The following is a 16,888-nucleotide window of genomic DNA, read 5'->3' as shown; positions in this document are numbered from 1 at the left end:
TCAAACCTTCTCTAATGATATATCATTGTACATTTCTCTATAAGCTTGCTCATGATCAATTTGTAGAAGACTGTCAGCTATTGTTGACTTCTTAAAAAATTTTTCAAATACATGCTTTGGAAAAGCGTATTGCTGACCATTTTCTGTAATGATATAATCGCCAGTTTTCCCTATGAAACATCTACTTTGATCACAAAGTGTAAAATCTGTACTCACTTTGGTTGCATTTACATATTGGACGATTGGAATATACCTTTCCATTTCACACCTCAGTTCTTGGTATTTTGAGTCAACTCTAAGTAAGCTTTTTGAAGACTTTTTAGCGCTTTCTTTTGCTCTTTTCTTTCATAACCTTGTGTGAAATCTCCGCTTGATGATTCATACGCTCTATCAATATCTATTTTGTAATGTTCTCTTAATAAAATTATGTATTCTTTAGCATCTTGTATAGAATGTACGTTTTTTGTCATTAAGAATTCTCAGGAATCTTCTGTATAAGTGTGTCTCCCTCCATTAAGTCTATGGATGACTCTAAAACTACTTCATCTCCACTCATTGTTTTCAATGTGATGTTTGGAATATTGATCACCTCCTTATTTAGTATTACAATACATTATTTTAATTTAAATACCTAATAATAAATTTATCTTTATGATTGAAGTAATGTTCAGATAATAGTAAACTTAGAAAAGTTATCCAATTAAACAAATAGGAGGAAAAATGATGAAGAAGTTATTAAGCGCTACACTAGCTGTTTTTATGTTATTTACTGGCTATTCACAAGCACATCATAAGTAACCTAAAGGAAGATATTAGTCTGAATGAAGATGGAACCCTAAATATTTCCGAAATTGACTTTGAAAATTTAGATAAAGAACTTGTGGATTCCTATAAAGAAGTTGTAAAATCTGTAAATGAAGGTATTGAGGGCGGTATTTTAAAGTATGATTCAGATTTTGAGTTGTCAGTTTCAACTATAGAAGAATTGAAGGAATTATCCAATGTTGAAGAGTCTGAATCAAACGATGATGAAATAATTGCTAGAGCTATTCCTGATGAACCTGCTAAATATCCACTTGCCAGAAAAGCATATGAAAACCTTGATGATTTAAAAGCTAAAGAAAAAGCGTTTGAACAAGCAGCCCGCTTTAACCCTAGTATCAATCCTTGGCTTTCAACAGCTTCCTACTTTGCTGTACAGGTAAGACCGAAAGGAGCTTGGGATTTAAAAAGAGAAATCGGATGGAATAATACAAGAACTGTAAAGATTGATGGAGAAACCTACTATCTTACTGGTGAGGACATTGGAAATATTCACTACGGCTATGTAGGCAGATATCACTTTGGCACTAAAACACTACTCAGTGCAGCAGGAATGGTTCAAGTTTTGTCTGGTACAGCAAAGTTAAGCTGGTTTGACTCATACTTCGATGATCCAACTGATCAAAAAGCTATCCGCAGAGGAATTGATTGGTATTTAAATGACCGTTTTGAATAAGATTAGACTCTAATCTAAAAATTGGAGGGGAGCGCTATGAAGACACTACTCAAAAGATTTCTCATAATATTAATTTCTTTAATAGTGTTTCTATCTCTAATTGTATACTTTGCATTCTATTCTACACTATTTCTACAAAAGGGTGATTTAGTTAAAGAGGTGTCTTCTCCGAAAAATACATATACTGCAAAGGTTTATCGCTTTGGGGATGAAGGTGGGCTGAGAGTAGATGTTAATGTTGGTTTTTTTGGTGACAAGCTTATTTATTGGAGCTGGAAAGAAGCAAATACTGATGTTGTATGGACAGATGACACTCATATAAGAATAAATGGCAGATCGCTTGATGTTAGAAAAGATACGTTCGATAAAAGAACAATGGATTAAGATAAATAAACCTCCCTCAAGAACAATTTATCTGAGGGAGGCATTTTTTTGTTATCATCAACGTTCTACTGGTACAGAGCATAATACTTTATTGTCTCATATTTTCGTTTTCTCTTCTTTAAAATACCAAAACTAGCCTTCGAACCATTATTGATAACCAGTTCCTTAAGTATTATTAAATACATTATTTTAATTTAATCATCCGATAAAACTCACTTTTTATTGGATTACTCCTAATCGCTTCTCACTGATTCCTACTGAAACAGTAAAATGATGCTGCCCAAAAATCTTGTTGCATTTAGTAATACTGCTCTTATACATAACATACAATGGGATAACTAACTATAAAGACGGTGACTTTGATGGCTAATCTTTATTTTAATGAAATTTCTGGTCTAGATATTCAAAATAGTGCTACAATCCGTACACTTAACCTTCCCCCAATAGCGACAGGATATGGTCAACCAATGAAATTTGAATCAATGTTAAACATAAGATTAGAACTACTTTATGGAACTAGAGATTCCACCTTTATTAATATGTACTTTGCTCTGTATGGTTTTGATGGGGTGCAAAGAATCAAAATTGGAGACTCTAGTTTTCTTAATTCACAAGCTCCTCCTTTTAATTTACTCCCATATTCTACTTTTTACTTTCCAATCAATCTAAGTTGGCCATATCATACCTTTTCTGGAACCTTCAATTACTACATCGAAATGAATAGAGTGCGTAAAAGCAACAATATAGAGAGAGTTCAGATAACTTATGGATATTTAAGTGCGCTTGTCTTGCCCTAAAATAAATTCGCTAGTGTAATTAGACTATTGAGTGTACAATCGTCTCAGGCTGCGGACAAACTCTTCTTATCTATTATTATAAGAGGAGTTTGTTTTATTTTTTACTGGTACACGGTAAGTTGTTGAAGCTTACGATTCTCCTTTTCAAGATTCCAAATCCAATTAACGAGCTTTTTTAAATTCATAGAAGCAAAAACAAACATCGCCAGCATCGTCACTTTTTTAATCCTAACGCTTTTCTAGCACAATTTTTAGCTATCTTAAACGTATCAACTACTTCTTCGTAATCTAGTTCATAATCCCCTGTTTTTAAAAATCCAATACCGATATAGCGAACAAAGCGTCTCTCATTTTCTTATACTTTTCTGTTGGCATTTGAGTTACTTCGCCTTTAATCAATATGTCATCTTCAAAAGACCTTAGCATACTTATCAACCCAACTTCCTTGTTTATTCTTATTCCTAATACTCATTTGTCAACGCTGATAAATTCTTGATTTTATTATATGAGTATCTAAATTACTGATTTATCACAAAATACACACATATGATAACTGCAAAACTCATAAAATGGAAGTATAATTTAATCGATCCATAAAATACCATTAATAAAGGAGAGGGTTTTTATGAAACATTTCGCTCTATCTACAATGATGACGGTAGCTCTTTTATTTGCTGGTCAAAGTGTTTATGCTAGTGATATTGCTCAGAATTCCAACAGCAATCACAAAGCTAGTGTAAATCCTCAAGTCAATGTGACTGCCTCCTATATTTACGCTGTCACTGTACAAACAGGTGATGTAAAGGATGCAGGAACAGATTCGAACATTTATGTAACATTAACAGGCAAAAATGGAATGTCAGAACCAGCACTTTTGGATATACCGAATTATAACGATTTTGAACGTGGCGCTAAAGACAAATATTATATAACTGTAAACAGAGACCTTGGTGAGATTTTAGCTATTACGGTATACTCAGACGGCACAGGGAATAAACCAGGATGGTATCCAACTTCTTTTACAGTTGAATATAAGGAGAAAAGATGGGTTTTCTCCAATAATCAATGGATTGGAGAGGGGACGGGTGGCCCTTATTCAGTTATTTTAACCCGCTAAATATCATTGATTATACTCTGCATCGATTAAGTGATGCAGAGTTTTTATTTTATATAATTGCCTGTTCCTTAATCTTTGATTGTTACCTCTCTATACTTAATAACTTCTTCAATATTGCATGTATTACAATAGTACTTATTACTGATAATGCCTCCGTTGTCTTGATCTGTCAGCCATACAAATTTTCCCTTTCATTCTGGGCATTGATACACTATGAATCTCCTTTAATGAATTATTATTTTGTAACTTTAATAACATATTATCCACAATCCGTTATTTAATATATAATGTAACCACAAATAACTAGATGGTGATGACGGCCAAACTAACTGTATTTTTTCTGTCCTTAAAAACTCATTCCAATAGGAACGAAACTAAGCAATCAAATTTATGTGCATTTATTATAACTTTATTTTTTTATTGCACCAAGCCTATTTTTTCATTTTTATGAATTTGATATATAGGCATTCAAGACAGAGCTTTAAAACCACGAAGTTTCTGTGACGAGTATATTTTTGAAGAACAACATTTTGGACAAGTGATAGCGGGAATAGAAACTCATATACGCCAAAATTTCTAGTACAAGGGCATTGTCATTTCGAGTACTGATATGAATGAGCAATGATCTCATGCGTACATAAATCTTTGATTGCAGGTAGATACATTCTTCACCAATTCGATATTGGGTAACGTCAGAACACTTTTTTAGGACTCCATTTTTCTCACTTCAGTTTTTGAACATATCTATCCTGAACAATAGAGGTTTGACAACGTCGGCGTCGATCTAGAAGTCCAAACACACCCTGTTGTCTGTACTTTCTCATCCACTTTTTTAAGCGGTCTTTGTCCTGAATTTCCAATTTGTACATCCCCCTTTTCTCCATGTGTAAAAGAACGTCTTCCATTTTCAATGATTCTGGATAACTTTTAAATTTTTGTCCTTTATCCGTCATAAAAAAATACAACCCCTAAAGTTCATCGGAAAACCTCAGAGCTTTTTCCAATGTCTACTTAAGGGGTGCACTTCAGCTTGCACTACTCATGTGGAGTGTATTTTTGAGTCTATTTAAATTTTAGTATTTCTAACGAAAAATTCGGTTTAAATTTAACAGAAATATCTCTATGTGAGTTTGATTGTCTAATGATTAAAAGATCACTTTCTGTTCTTATACTTTCAACATCAATTAGTTCAAATTCAAAAATTGAATCTTCCAGATCTTTATGGGTCAAGCTCAAGGTACATATATACTCATAAACAGATAAATACAACTGTAGATTAAAACCATGCTTGTCCTGCTTTGAGTATATATACATACCCGTTTCTTTTTAATGAAGGACTATTGGTTCTTTACAAAATAGCTCTAGTAATTCAAACTTGTCAAATTTGATAAACATGATTTACCTCCTTTCTATTTTGGAATTTTTTCAAGGAACATGTTCAGAGAAATGTCAATCCATTGCAACTGCAAACAAATCTGAAACAAATTTTGCAAATGGATATGTTCTCTTGCTTGTCTCATCATTTTTTCATAGGATGGCATTGCATAAAAAGGCCCCCAAGTGAACGTCCACTATTCATTTGAGGGCCTTCAAAGATACTAATAGATAACTAAATAATCATCGTATGTTTCACCTGATAGTTTAAAAAGCACACTATATTTTCCTAGCTCTTTACCCATATAAATTATAGGCAAGTAGCTAACAACATGAAGGCTGTTGAGATGAGATTGGCTGGTATCCCCGTGAAAGAAGTGATCGATCAGTTTTGTATTAAAATTAAAAACATGGATGCGATGGTATAGAAATGGCGAGACACATCGTTTTGAGCAGACTGTAGGTAAACAGTACACGTATGGGAAAGGGGCGGAGTTTATATCAGAGTTGGAGAAATTGAAACAAGAAAATAGGTTCTTAAAACAGCAACTTGATGTTTTAAAAAAGTACAAGGAGGGGAAAGGAGGTGTCACCAGAAGTAGTTGTTCAATGGGAAAATCCCCTCCAAGTAGAGTGTACCACCCACTGTCGGTGGGCTTTTTACACTGTCTACTCAAAGGGGATAATATCACCAAAAAGGTCTTTTTAGAGTTCCACAACATCCCCATATTTTAAAATTAGGAACTATGGGCTCGATAGATTGTGTTGTATGGAATACCCGTCAGATAATCATATCCAAATAAAGAGTCTCATCACATTCTCGTAATACACTTCAGCACCGATATCTTCCCTTAACAGCAGTAATATCACAGACTCAATAATAAATCCTATGATGTCTGAAGACGAAGGATGTTCGAAACGCCTGCTTGTTGCAACTTAACGACTGGCCAATTTACTTCTTTCGGAGATACCCCATAAAGAAGCACCTTTTCTAGCATATCCACACTGAGCCTTGTTACAAGGAAGACTGCAAAAAATGTTAATCTTCATTGGAAGACCAGTAATCATCTTCTACTTCACCTTCATGATTAAAAATTAGCTTATAAACCCCCATATTCTTTCCTTTATATTCAATTTTGGCATAAGATGCAATATAGTTAAAATCACATTCTGGCCAATTTGCAATTGTAAAAGCAACTTTATAAATATTGATTTCCAGATATTCAGGATTGAATTTGTCTTCAAAATATTCATCAATCCTATTAGGAGAATCTTTTCCTATGTTCGTAATAACATCTAAAAACCCTTCTTTTGTCCTTTTTTCAACATTATGTTGTATAGACCATTCTCTTAATTCATCAAAAGTCAAATACTATCACTCCCAAATTAAAATTTTTAATTATGCAATCCTTTATCAAACCAATCAAAGATAAATTGTGAACGTTCTTTATCGAAGCGTCCATAAATTCGATAGTCTCCCAGTTGTTTGTCAAGAATCTTTATTTCATGTGTATATATTACTCCATTTTTTTTAAGAGATCCTTTAAGTGGTTTTATTCCTTCTTGTCCCTTTGGACCTACCAAACCTTTTTTCATTGCTTCTGCAAATTTATGGGCCCCGTTTTTTCCAAATTTGTCTGTAATAGCTTTATAAGCACTTTTTTGAATCCAAGGCTCAATATATTTACTTGTTCCTTTAGAAAAAAATTGTAAGTCCATCTTAATTAATAAGTTGGTAGCTTCTTGTGTAACTTTTTTAGCTCCTGTTTTTACAGCTCCTTTTAGTAGCCCACCAACACCTGTAATGTAAGTAAATGGATCTTCAAATCCTTCTAATTCTCTGGCCCCACTACCATCATCATATTTGAAAGCCCCAATAACTTTACCGTTTTCAATGATAAAGTCACCACTATGATCATTATCATGAGACTTTTTGCTAGATTTACTACTACATCCGCCAGGATGTGCCCATTTTCCATCCTTAGATTCACACCAATTCCCAGTAGGATCAACATTACCCACAGGATTGTTATGCACATACGTATACCGATTCAAACTAAGCGGATTATCCACTTGCCCCTTATACGTATCCTCTGTTATAAATCTTCCATCATTTGGATCATAATACCTGGCGCGCAAATAAATCAAGCCAGATTCTTCATCATATAGCTCTCCCGCATACAAGAACGGATTGGACATCGTTTCCTGCTTGCTTTCCACATTTCCCCATAGGTCGTACTCATACTTATTCAGGGTTTGCCCGTCTTTATCCTTTATTTCTACAATGTCACCGTGGGCATTTGTATAGTAATAGCCTTGTTTGTCACCTTTTACATCATCGTGGTAAAGTAGTTCATTTCCCCAGATGTTACGGGCTTGGAGGTTGTTCTTTTCATCTAACTCCTCAATCACGTTGCCGTTTAGATAGACATAGTGAGTTGTTTTTCCGTTTATTTTTTTACTTGCTCTAAGCTCACCCGGATAGTATGTGTAGGTGCTTTCTTTTCCATTTTTTGCATAGGTTTTGAGACGATTGAGGGCATCGTAGGTGTACGAGCTGTCTGCAATCGTTGGAGATTTTGCCGTCAAAATACTTTGGCGATTGCCCCGTTCGTCGTACGTATACGTTTGTTTTCTTGTCGGTGTTGTTTCCTTACGAATCCGATCCAGTTTATCGTAGCCGAACGTGGAAGCGGATTGGTTTACCGTTGTTTCCACTAGATTTCCAAAACCATTGTATTGGTTTTGCTCTGTCCATGCTTTGTTGTTGGCTTGGAAATGCTGCACATCTGTTGTCTGGCCAAATGAGTCGAAGCCTTTCTCGACTTTGGTGCCGTTTGGATACTGGACATGTACGGTATCCCCTGTCGTAGATGTATCGTACTCATAGGTGATTTTATCCATTCCTGGATGTTTGACGGATAAGATGCGTCCTAGCTCGTCATAGTTGTAAGCTGTGATAGTTCCATCTGGATACACAATCGAATCAGGGATATCATCTTCATCCTCGTATCTTTGTTCGTACGTACGTCCAAATGTAGTCATGGAAGTCGGGCGTAAAAAGCTGTCATACGTATAGGAAACCTTTGTATCATTGTTTTGCTGGGTGACTAGCTGGCGTGTCGTTGGATCGTAGGTATTCTTCTCCGTCTCTACTACTTTTTTACCCGACAACACCTGCATCGTATCCAGCTCATAGAATGGTGTATAGGTATATTTACGAATATTTCCCTTCTGATCCGTAAAGCTGGTTAGATTTCCACTCTGATCATATTCGTAATTCTCTTTGATCTTTTCTGTTGCTGGGTCAATCTCTCGAAGCTTCCATGAGAGACCATTGAATACGTAACGGGCCGTCTCCTTGTCATTCTCAAAGGTACTCATCAGGTTCCCATTTGCATTGTATTGGAATTTATATACGTTCTTTTCCGGGTCTTTTACATAGATGGGTTCTCCTCGCAGATCATATTTGTAGTCCCAGCTGCGTTTTTCTCCCTGTTCGTTTGTGATCTGCTTATGCGTTGGATTGCCAAAGCGGTCATACTGCATTTGAGTTTCCGTTGATAACGTACCGTCTGCCGTTTGAACCATACTGGTAATCATTTGTCCATAGCGATCATAAAGCTGTGTGGTTTCTAATCCATTGGGAGCAATCGTTTTTTCTACCGGAATTATCAAACTGCTATCCTCGACCTGATTAGCGTATTGCATGGTGGTCGTGCGTTTCAGCGCGTCTGTGACAGTCTTTAGGGTTCCATCACTGTGATAGCTGTATGTGGTTCCTTTTTCCTTTTTCCCATACGGATATGTTGCTACTAATCGTTTTCCATCCTCTGCATAGCTATTTTCTACGAGAGTACGTCGATTACCCTGACTATCTACCTCTACGGAGAACACGACTTCCCCAGCAGGTGTATATGAAGTAATCAGACCTGTTTTGTTAGGCAACGATTTCATCACTGTACGATCCCTGTTTGTATACGAATATTTTGTCTCCCGATTATCACCATCTGTGGAAATAAACATTTCCTTTTGAATCCTGCCAAGCTCATCGTAGAAATACCCTACTATGCTCTCATCAGGAAATTGTTTAGTTACTAAGAAATCTAAATCGTCATACCTATAGGTAAATGCATACGTTTCTAGGGAGTTTTCTCCGTTATAGGCCGTAATTTGTTCCGTAGAGACATGCAGATCATTCTGGTCATAGGTAAAGGACTTCGAGAAATGCGAGAATTCATCACTTGCCCCAAATTGAACCTCTGTTAAGGAAATAGGTAGCTTTTTGTCCCCATACTTGTACGTACGAAGCAGCTTATCCTCATATTCCTGCCCTGGATATTTGGCTGTAATGGTCTCTGTTTCCAGTAGATTGTCCCGATTGTAAACATACTCTTGCTTCTTGGCATGTCCATCTCCAGCAACTTGTTCCACGAGAACAGGCAGTCCCAATGTCCCTACTTCTATGTAGCTGTAATGGGTTGTTAAACCATTCGGGTCCTTTTGCTCTGTGACATCTCCATTTTGGTCATACTTATAGATCGCCTCATTTGCTAAGGAGGAGAGGTTTTCTATCTTATCACGCTTATCGATCTGAGGTGCCAATAAATACTGCTTAGCCTCTCCCTCTGGCAGGTTATCTACAAAATGATAGACATACGCTGGCTTTGTTTTAATCCCTTCATAGGCATAGCTTGTATAACTCACCGGATTATATCGATAGTTTTTCCCTTCCGCTGCTATTTGCTCGGATTGCTCTTTAGGACTTATCTGCTTCTCAAGAATCAGATTAAAATGTTCGTTTTCATTAACCCGATAGGTTCTTTCCGTCGATTGCGAGGAAAAACTATTAGTTTCTTCAATGGTCACAATGTCTCCCTGACGAAGCGGATGGTTACTCAAACGCGTAATGCCAGACTTAGGTGTCTTCCAAATCTCTTTTGTAGGCTTTCCTTGGTTGGTGAATTTGTAGTAATAGATAAAGCTTTTTCGTTCGGTATTTCCGAACAAGGATGAGGTTTGATCATAGCTAAATCGAACCGAGGTGACCGGATGATACGTATAGTAGGATATCGCTTGGTTATCCTGATAAAGCCTAATGACTCCGCGTTCAAACGGATTGGTAGGCTCAGGATTATAGGTGCTGTAGGTATAATCTACTGTTAATCCCTGTGTAGGATACTCTACCTTTTGTAGTAGTAAGTATTCAATAAACTGCCGTTTTTGTTTGTCTTTTGCTAGATAGGCTTCCGATTCAAGCTGATCTGGCTTCACAGCCTCGTTATTTTCTTTTGGTAATTCGTATGACTTGATGTAGTTATATTCCGCAGTTGCTGTTTTATAGCTGTATCTAGCAATTGTAGTAGATTTTCCATCCTTTACTTCTTCTACACTCTCCAGCCGCTGTGTATTGTTCGGATCTCCATAATGGTATCTAAGCTCTTTGATCAGGTTATTTTTTTGGTTATACACCTTAAGGGAATCGATCATCCCTTCCTTCCCATACCCAATCTCCACTCTTCTTCCAACGGTATCAATAATTTCGATCGTACTTTTATAATCGGGAATCTTGTACGTAATTTTATCTCCATAGATATTTTGCTTTTCAACAATATACGTACTACCTTTTTCCCTATATTCAATGGAATAGGAATAACCATCTTTTGCAAAACCTAACTCTCTGTTCGTCATAAGAGAAGGCAATTTAATATTCTGGTAGGGAAGCTTTTTACTACTATCAATCGTACTCCAGTCATCACCGGACATGATAAACTGAGAAACAGGGTGTTTTGTATTTTTTGCCTCATAAAATTGCTGATTACTATAATCATGCACGTTAATCCCTAATTCCTTTGTTATCTCATCAAAGGTTGGAAGATTAAAGCTCCAGCCTGTTCCTACCGTATGGGGCAAGGTACCGGATTCTTCTCTTACGATCGAGGTTCTATTCTCTTTCGCCGTTTCACTATACTCGAAACCAGGGGCCGTAATTTTACTAGATAGCGAGTTATATCGGCGCTGGATAACCAAATCCATTCCATGCTTTCCTTCAAGGGTCAAATCTGTTTCCAGCATGTTCGAGGTTAGATAGATATCATCTACGGGATTTTCCACATGATTGGTAAAATGACGAATAGACTGTTCCTTTTCTGTAAAGTGCATGCTTGGACTTGGCGCAAGAGCCGATGCCATGCGCTTTACTCTTGCTTTTGGTTTGTCCTTGTCTCTCCAATCCTGTAAAGCCTGAATGACACTAGGGGCGTATTGCTCTAACAGCTTCACTTTTTCAGCTGATAAGTTGGCAAGCTGGCCCATGACCTGTTCGTCATTCCACGTGTACAACTGATTGATCTCTTCTTCTGTCAAAAGCTGATGCACATCGGTATAATAATAGGCAACGATTTGTAAAAGTGTGCGATCCCCCTGATCAAAAAGCTGTTGAACAGACGCAAGCGGAAGCTGTTCCCACTTCATTTGGGCTATTTGTTCTTTAGTTACGTCCCCTTTCGTAGATGTTGGTTCTTTTTCCTGCTGTTCTACTTTTTCCTGTTCCTCTATGATCCAATCTTTCGTATCCTTTTCATTTGTCTTTCTTATTTCCTCGTTTCTCTCTGGCGCCTCCGTTGCTCCCACAACATTTACGTTTGTAAACAACCCTGTCCAAAGAATGGCTACACATAAGAAAGAGGAAACCCATTTTCTATACATAAATTCCTCCCAAACCTTTTCCTTTACTCCTGTACGGTTTTTTTCGTAAGTAGATTTCCATTTTCATCGTATAAATAACGAAGGATAACTGTTCCGTCTTTTTTAATAGCGATTAATTGATTCTGTTCATTGTATTCGTACTCATACAAGGCTGCGATATTGTTCTCACGAAAAGCAATCGAGAAGGCATCGCTTTTTACTTCAGCAGTTGCACCAACAATACAATTCTTCTCTATTTTCACCATCAGGTTGTCCACTGGCTTATCATGGATCTTGGCTTTGCCATTCAATTGAATGGTTATCTGATTGTCTGAATCACGCTTTGTCGATACGATTAAACCTTCTGGCAAATTTTCAATCGTGATTCCGCTCGAGAGATCTTTTGCAAAAACTCCCTGCTTGAGATAAACGCTTAAAGGCATAGCTATGCTGCCATCGTTTTGACTTGACTCCTGAAGTACATTCGTAGATAGGATTAGTTGCGGATTCGTAACGGTACCAGGTATCTGGACTTTTAACTCATCGCTGAGTAGCGAGACGGTTAAGGATTCAAAAATGACAACAACCTGATAATGATATTGCATGCCAGGCTGTACATTCTTATCAATATACTTATTCTGGCTTACATTTTTGGGATTCTCCCCATTTCGGATCACGGTATACGATAGAATCGGATCGTTTGGTTTTACGACAGGGTCCCATGTTAACGTAACTTCGTTTTCGCTAACAGATGATGCTACGAGATTAACCGGCTTCGTGGAAAGTTCATGTAAGCTTCGATAAACCTCACCCTTGTAAATCACATCGATATCAGCATACTTATCCTCATTTTTTCCGCCACAACCGATGAGAATATAACTATCCTTCTTTACATATCCACTGTAGTTATCTTTATCCTGATAGGTAATTCGGCTAGGTGCCTCTCTGAAAGCAGATTCCTCTCTAATTGCACAGGATGTATCATCATAAAACCGTTCTTTCTTATAGATTTGGACCGATTTTTTATAGGGAATGGGAACCGCGACATTACTTGGCTCGGAACGTCTACCTGCTATATCGATCGCTCGAACCACATAGCTGTAAACCAAGGGGTCTTGATCACTATCCGTAAACGTAGTCGTTTTTGTCATAGCAATACGCTTTCCATTTCGATAGATTTCATAGCCTGCTAAAGCAACATTGCTTTTCGAACCAGTCCAGTTGATGACCATTTTTTGATCATCCGTTTCAAATGCTTTCAAAAGACCGGGTCTTGTTGGCGGCTCTTCCTCTTCTAAAATCGATCTTTTCTTGCGAAGCGAGACCTTAGGTTGATTTGTAGGCTGCTCGTCTCCTAGTTCAAAATGCTCAAGGGTAAGCGGGGAACGCTCAATGTTCCCACTGTATTCAATGCTGAGAATCACTGTTTTTTGATCTTTTTGCTCTGCTTTATCTAGTATAGTAGCGAAGTATTTTCCTTTAACCAGCTGACCCCTATATTGGTTGTCGTTATAAGTAATCTCTGGCGCAGCAGCTTCATACATCGATTTCTCTATTTCGATAAGTTTACTTGGATCAAGCTCTTCTTGTGGTAATGTTCGTTCAGACGTAAGAGAAATGGTAACGGCTTGTTTTGTCTCTTGTTCTTGCAGAATTTTTTCCACGGTCTCTTTTTCAAGCGTTACCTCATTTTCTTGAGTAAGCTGAGAGGAAACGGAAGATTCATCTCCCGGTATAGAAATGAGTTCGGAGTTTGTTTGAGGCTCTTGGGTCTGTTGTTTTTCCTGGTTTTCCTGGTTTGATTGTTTTTCTTGATCTGGTTCTACCCCAGATTCTTTCTCAGATTTTTGTTCAACGGTTAAATCCGTGTTTTCTGAGGGCGCTGGCGTTTCTGGCGTAGCTAGAGAGGAAGAATCAGAGCTGGGCGTCTTTTCCTTCGAAGTTTGTAAAATCCCCTCTGTTTCCCTCTGTTCCAACGTCTGGCTTGTCGTTGGCTCTGACGGTATTGCTTGATCTGTTTGCTCTAAAGCAATGACTTCACCTCCTGGCAAGATACTGATACACAGCGTGATAATCCATATCATTGCTGTCCACTTTCTAATCGTGTTGTACATACGAGATAGTTACCCCCCATTTCCAAATTGGCAAAACATAGCTATCTTATAATGAAAGCTAAATACTTACAAGGGTATTCTTGTAGTTAATTTATTCCAGTATGAACAAGGTAATAAAATTCCTTTTCTATCTCCCTTTAGATCCATATTTTACAATGCTGTAGCCAACAACAATATATCCATATTCATTGTAAAATGGGATGAGGATACCTCCTCCTGGAATTTAGTTAAACTCCAATATTCATGTAGTTTCCCCCTGTCTACTGTAACTAGTTAAGCACTTGGAAACCCTTCATAGTTCCTATTCTTCATTTTAGAAAAAGGCTGCCATGGTTTATCAGGAAACGATCGATAGCCACGAATTTCAATTTCTTTTTCAGACAAACCTCTGCTCGGGGACATTAAATGAGTTTTGTGTTTATCTAATACTACTAGGGTTTGAGCCAAGGAAGTTGATATCTGATGAAGCTCTTTGTCAGGTAATTTTTTTGTATCCTTTTTAATTGACCCTTCTCTTACTCTTTGAATTCCACTCTTTTGATTCTCTTGGCGCTCATGTAACATCTTTAAAACTACTGCAAATGGCTCTGATGTTATTTTCATCAGGAACGTAAAAACATCGCCACCTGCCCCACAACCAAAACATTTAAAAAATTGTTCCTGTTGATTAACATTGAATGAACCTGTTTTCTCTGAATGAAATGGACATAAACCTACATAATTCCGCCCACTTTTTCGTAAAATTACATACTCTTGAATGACATCTAAAATATCCACATTCAATTTAACATCCTCTACTGACAATCGTTCTCTCATAATTCTCTCCCTATATATCAGCTTTTTATGTTGCAATAGAGTCCAGAAATTGTTCTTGTGATAAAAAGTAGTAACAAATTCAGACTAGTATTTTGATTCAGTTACATTACGGTTTGCCCATGTGAATGGATCGCAAGAAAATAACATATAAAAACTTAAAAAGATGATGATTTACATTTCGTACTAATGAAGAGATCTTTATGGGTGAAGATACCCAGTTTACATACTTCTCACACAAATCCAATAGTGTCCAAAAGATAAACGCTGCTCCCCCTATAACTCTTTTTTCATTTTTATCAGTCCCTTCAAAAATGAAAAAAGGATAGAAAAAAATCCATTTTTAGAAAAACGGCCAAACTTAACCGTTATCCAAAAATGGATTTTTTCTGTCCTTTATAACTCATTCCAATAGGAACGAAACTAAGCACTCAAATATTTATTCTGTTATTATAACTTCTTTTCTGTATTACACCAAGTCTATTTTTTAGACATCAAATTCCCTTTTTAAGTTAGTTTATAAACTACTTAATCAGGTAACTGAAAGTTTTGAGCCAAATCCTTATCATGTGTCCATCGACTACTAGTATTTTTCTTTTTACAAATTTGATATGCGTCATATCCCAAAATTAGTCTTGTTTTATTAAGATTTTCGGGACTGACTTTCTCCTTACGCTTTTCATTGTCTTTCCAGCCCATAAAGTAGATTTTCTCGGATTCTTCTACGTCTCTTCGATAATATGCAATATCTGATGGGATAGGAGTATTTTTTATATCGGCCTGCTTAGGGATTTTTTTATTGAATTCTGTGAATAAATAGAAGGTTTTGAATGGGTTTTTAGGATCATATTTTAAACCCAGTATATTGCATAATCGTATGTACTTACTTCCAATGTTTGTATTTATGATAAATCCATTATTAACATCCATCTCAAAGTAAAAGTTATGAGTTTTTACCCCAAAAATTAACTTAAAAGGTACTTCATCGATAAAAAAGAACACATCAAAAATAACATTTTTATAAACAAAAGCAAACTTATATCTTTTAATATATTTAGTTTTCATATCAGCATATAGTTCTTTCATGCCAGTTAACTTCAAAGGGTTATACCTCCGTGATATACTCCTTGTTTTGTTCAGATACATTTTGTCAAGGAAGTTTTATCAGTGTTATAAAAAGCACATGGGTAACGACTTCAACTATAATCCGCTATTTCGATTATATTTCTAAGATAGGTTTTTATATAATTAGTTTATTAGAATTCTTATTTTGTCCATACATAATTAATGAAACAATTTGAACGATAAGAACTATAATAGAAAGTCTTACATCCCAAAATGATAGGATGGGAGAAAATATCATACAAGCATTCAACAGCGAGTTGTATTTTCCTTGTCTGGGTAATTTTTTGTCTAACCACAAAGATAATATAGCAGAGAGAACCATTATACTAAAAACAGACGAGATAAAAATGACTGTTAAGAAAGTTTTACTCCATACATTGTTGTGTTGCAGTACCAGTAAAATATATAATGCAATCGCAAGTAATATTAAGAAAATCACTATGATTGGTTTTAATGGTCTGAATAACCGGAGAATGTATTCAATAGTATTGGTAGGTATATCCAAACTTTCTAGAATGGATTTGTTTTTAGCTAGTTTTGTTATTTCCATTTCAAAATAAGCCATCAGTGTTGGAAGTAATGAAGTATCTCCTCTTTTATAAAAATCCCTTATAATTTTTCGGATATCTTCCGTAAAATATGAACTAGATTCTCCTAATTTGTTATACAGATTTTGTAAAGCTTTAATGTCATCTTTTTGGTTGATTACATTCGCAGTCACAGCTTCCAACTTCCCATATAGATCCATTTTCTTTTGTATGAGAGATAGCTTGTTCTTGTCATCTGCTGTAATCATTACATTAAACTCTTTGTAAAGCCATACTGTAAACGAGCCTAAAAAAGTAAATAATAAAGACCATGCCGGATTCTCTTTAACTAAGGTGAAAATTTCCTCCCACATCATCACTGCTCCTCTAAATTTAAAGTTACAATTGAATAATATAATATACTTTGATCCAACTGTAGTTTTTGTATAGGA

12 protein-coding genes and 2 pseudogenes are annotated in these 16,888 nt (G+C 36.3%); 5 read left to right on the top strand and 9 right to left on the bottom strand.

Annotated features, from left to right (window positions below):
* Complete coding sequence (locus BRLA_RS08825; RefSeq protein WP_003338426.1) at positions 1–261, bottom strand: hypothetical protein; 261 nt, start codon at positions 259–261, stop codon at positions 1–3.
* Between the two features lie 8 nt (positions 262–269).
* Positions 270–470, bottom strand: a complete 201-nt coding sequence (locus BRLA_RS08820) for a hypothetical protein (RefSeq protein ID WP_003338425.1) — start codon at positions 468–470, stop codon at positions 270–272.
* Between the two features lie 410 nt (positions 471–880).
* Between BRLA_RS08820 and BRLA_RS08815 the strand changes: the two genes are divergently transcribed.
* From BRLA_RS08815 to BRLA_RS08800, 4 genes are all read left to right on the top strand, one after another.
* Positions 881–1,498, top strand: a complete 618-nt coding sequence (locus BRLA_RS08815) for a polymorphic toxin type 44 domain-containing protein (protein WP_003338424.1) — start codon at positions 881–883, stop codon at positions 1,496–1,498.
* A gap of 36 nt (positions 1,499–1,534) precedes the next feature.
* On the top strand, positions 1,535–1,882 hold the full coding sequence (locus tag BRLA_RS08810) for a DUF5412 family protein (RefSeq protein ID WP_158332765.1): 348 nt from the start codon (positions 1,535–1,537) through the stop codon (positions 1,880–1,882).
* 362 nt (positions 1,883–2,244) lie between these two features.
* Positions 2,245–2,679, top strand: a complete 435-nt coding sequence (locus tag BRLA_RS08805; protein WP_041752045.1) for a hypothetical protein — start codon at positions 2,245–2,247, stop codon at positions 2,677–2,679.
* A 625-nt stretch (positions 2,680–3,304) separates the two neighbouring features.
* Entirely contained in the window at positions 3,305–3,796 is a 492-nt protein-coding gene (locus BRLA_RS08800; protein ID WP_003338420.1) for a PLAT/LH2 domain-containing protein, read from the top strand.
* A 722-nt stretch (positions 3,797–4,518) separates the two neighbouring features.
* On the opposite strand, the gene BRLA_RS08795 is transcribed toward BRLA_RS08800, so the two are convergent.
* Positions 4,519–4,749, bottom strand: a complete 231-nt coding sequence (locus BRLA_RS08795) for a hypothetical protein (protein ID WP_003338419.1) — start codon at positions 4,747–4,749, stop codon at positions 4,519–4,521.
* Between the two features lie 820 nt (positions 4,750–5,569).
* Here BRLA_RS08795 and BRLA_RS25240 point away from each other — a divergent pair.
* A pseudogene (locus tag BRLA_RS25240) lies at positions 5,570–5,669 on the top strand (transposase); the annotation flags it as partial.
* 540 nt (positions 5,670–6,209) lie between these two features.
* On the opposite strand, the gene BRLA_RS08785 reads toward BRLA_RS25240, so the two are convergent.
* From BRLA_RS08785 to BRLA_RS08760, 6 genes and pseudogenes are all read right to left on the bottom strand, one after another.
* Positions 6,210–6,539: a hypothetical protein gene (locus BRLA_RS08785; protein WP_003338413.1), complete on the bottom strand. Its 330-nt coding sequence runs from the start codon at positions 6,537–6,539 to the stop codon at positions 6,210–6,212.
* 26 nt (positions 6,540–6,565) lie between these two features.
* Positions 6,566–11,878, bottom strand: a complete 5,313-nt coding sequence (locus BRLA_RS08780; protein WP_003338412.1) for an RHS repeat domain-containing protein — start codon at positions 11,876–11,878, stop codon at positions 6,566–6,568.
* Positions 11,879–11,901: 23 nt separating this feature from the next.
* Positions 11,902–13,971, bottom strand: a complete 2,070-nt coding sequence (locus tag BRLA_RS08775) for a fibronectin type III domain-containing protein (RefSeq protein ID WP_238547459.1) — start codon at positions 13,969–13,971, stop codon at positions 11,902–11,904.
* A 578-nt stretch (positions 13,972–14,549) separates the two neighbouring features.
* Positions 14,550–14,787, bottom strand: a pseudogene (locus BRLA_RS25235) (CHC2 zinc finger domain-containing protein); the annotation flags it as partial.
* 525 nt (positions 14,788–15,312) lie between these two features.
* Positions 15,313–15,885 carry a DUF6037 family protein gene (locus tag BRLA_RS08765; protein ID WP_041752044.1) on the bottom strand — a complete coding sequence of 191 codons (573 nt, stop codon included), beginning with the start codon at positions 15,883–15,885 and terminating at the stop codon, positions 15,313–15,315.
* A gap of 139 nt (positions 15,886–16,024) precedes the next feature.
* Positions 16,025–16,813 carry a hypothetical protein gene (locus BRLA_RS08760; RefSeq protein WP_003337748.1) on the bottom strand — a complete coding sequence of 263 codons (789 nt, stop codon included), beginning with the start codon at positions 16,811–16,813 and terminating at the stop codon, positions 16,025–16,027.
* Positions 16,814–16,888: the final 75 nt, after the last annotated feature.

Origin of the sequence: Brevibacillus laterosporus LMG 15441 (assembly GCF_000219535.2) — a bacterium.
GTDB lineage: Bacteria > Bacillota > Bacilli > Brevibacillales > Brevibacillaceae > Brevibacillus_B > Brevibacillus_B halotolerans.
This window is presented reverse-complemented; position numbering and strand designations above follow the sequence as displayed.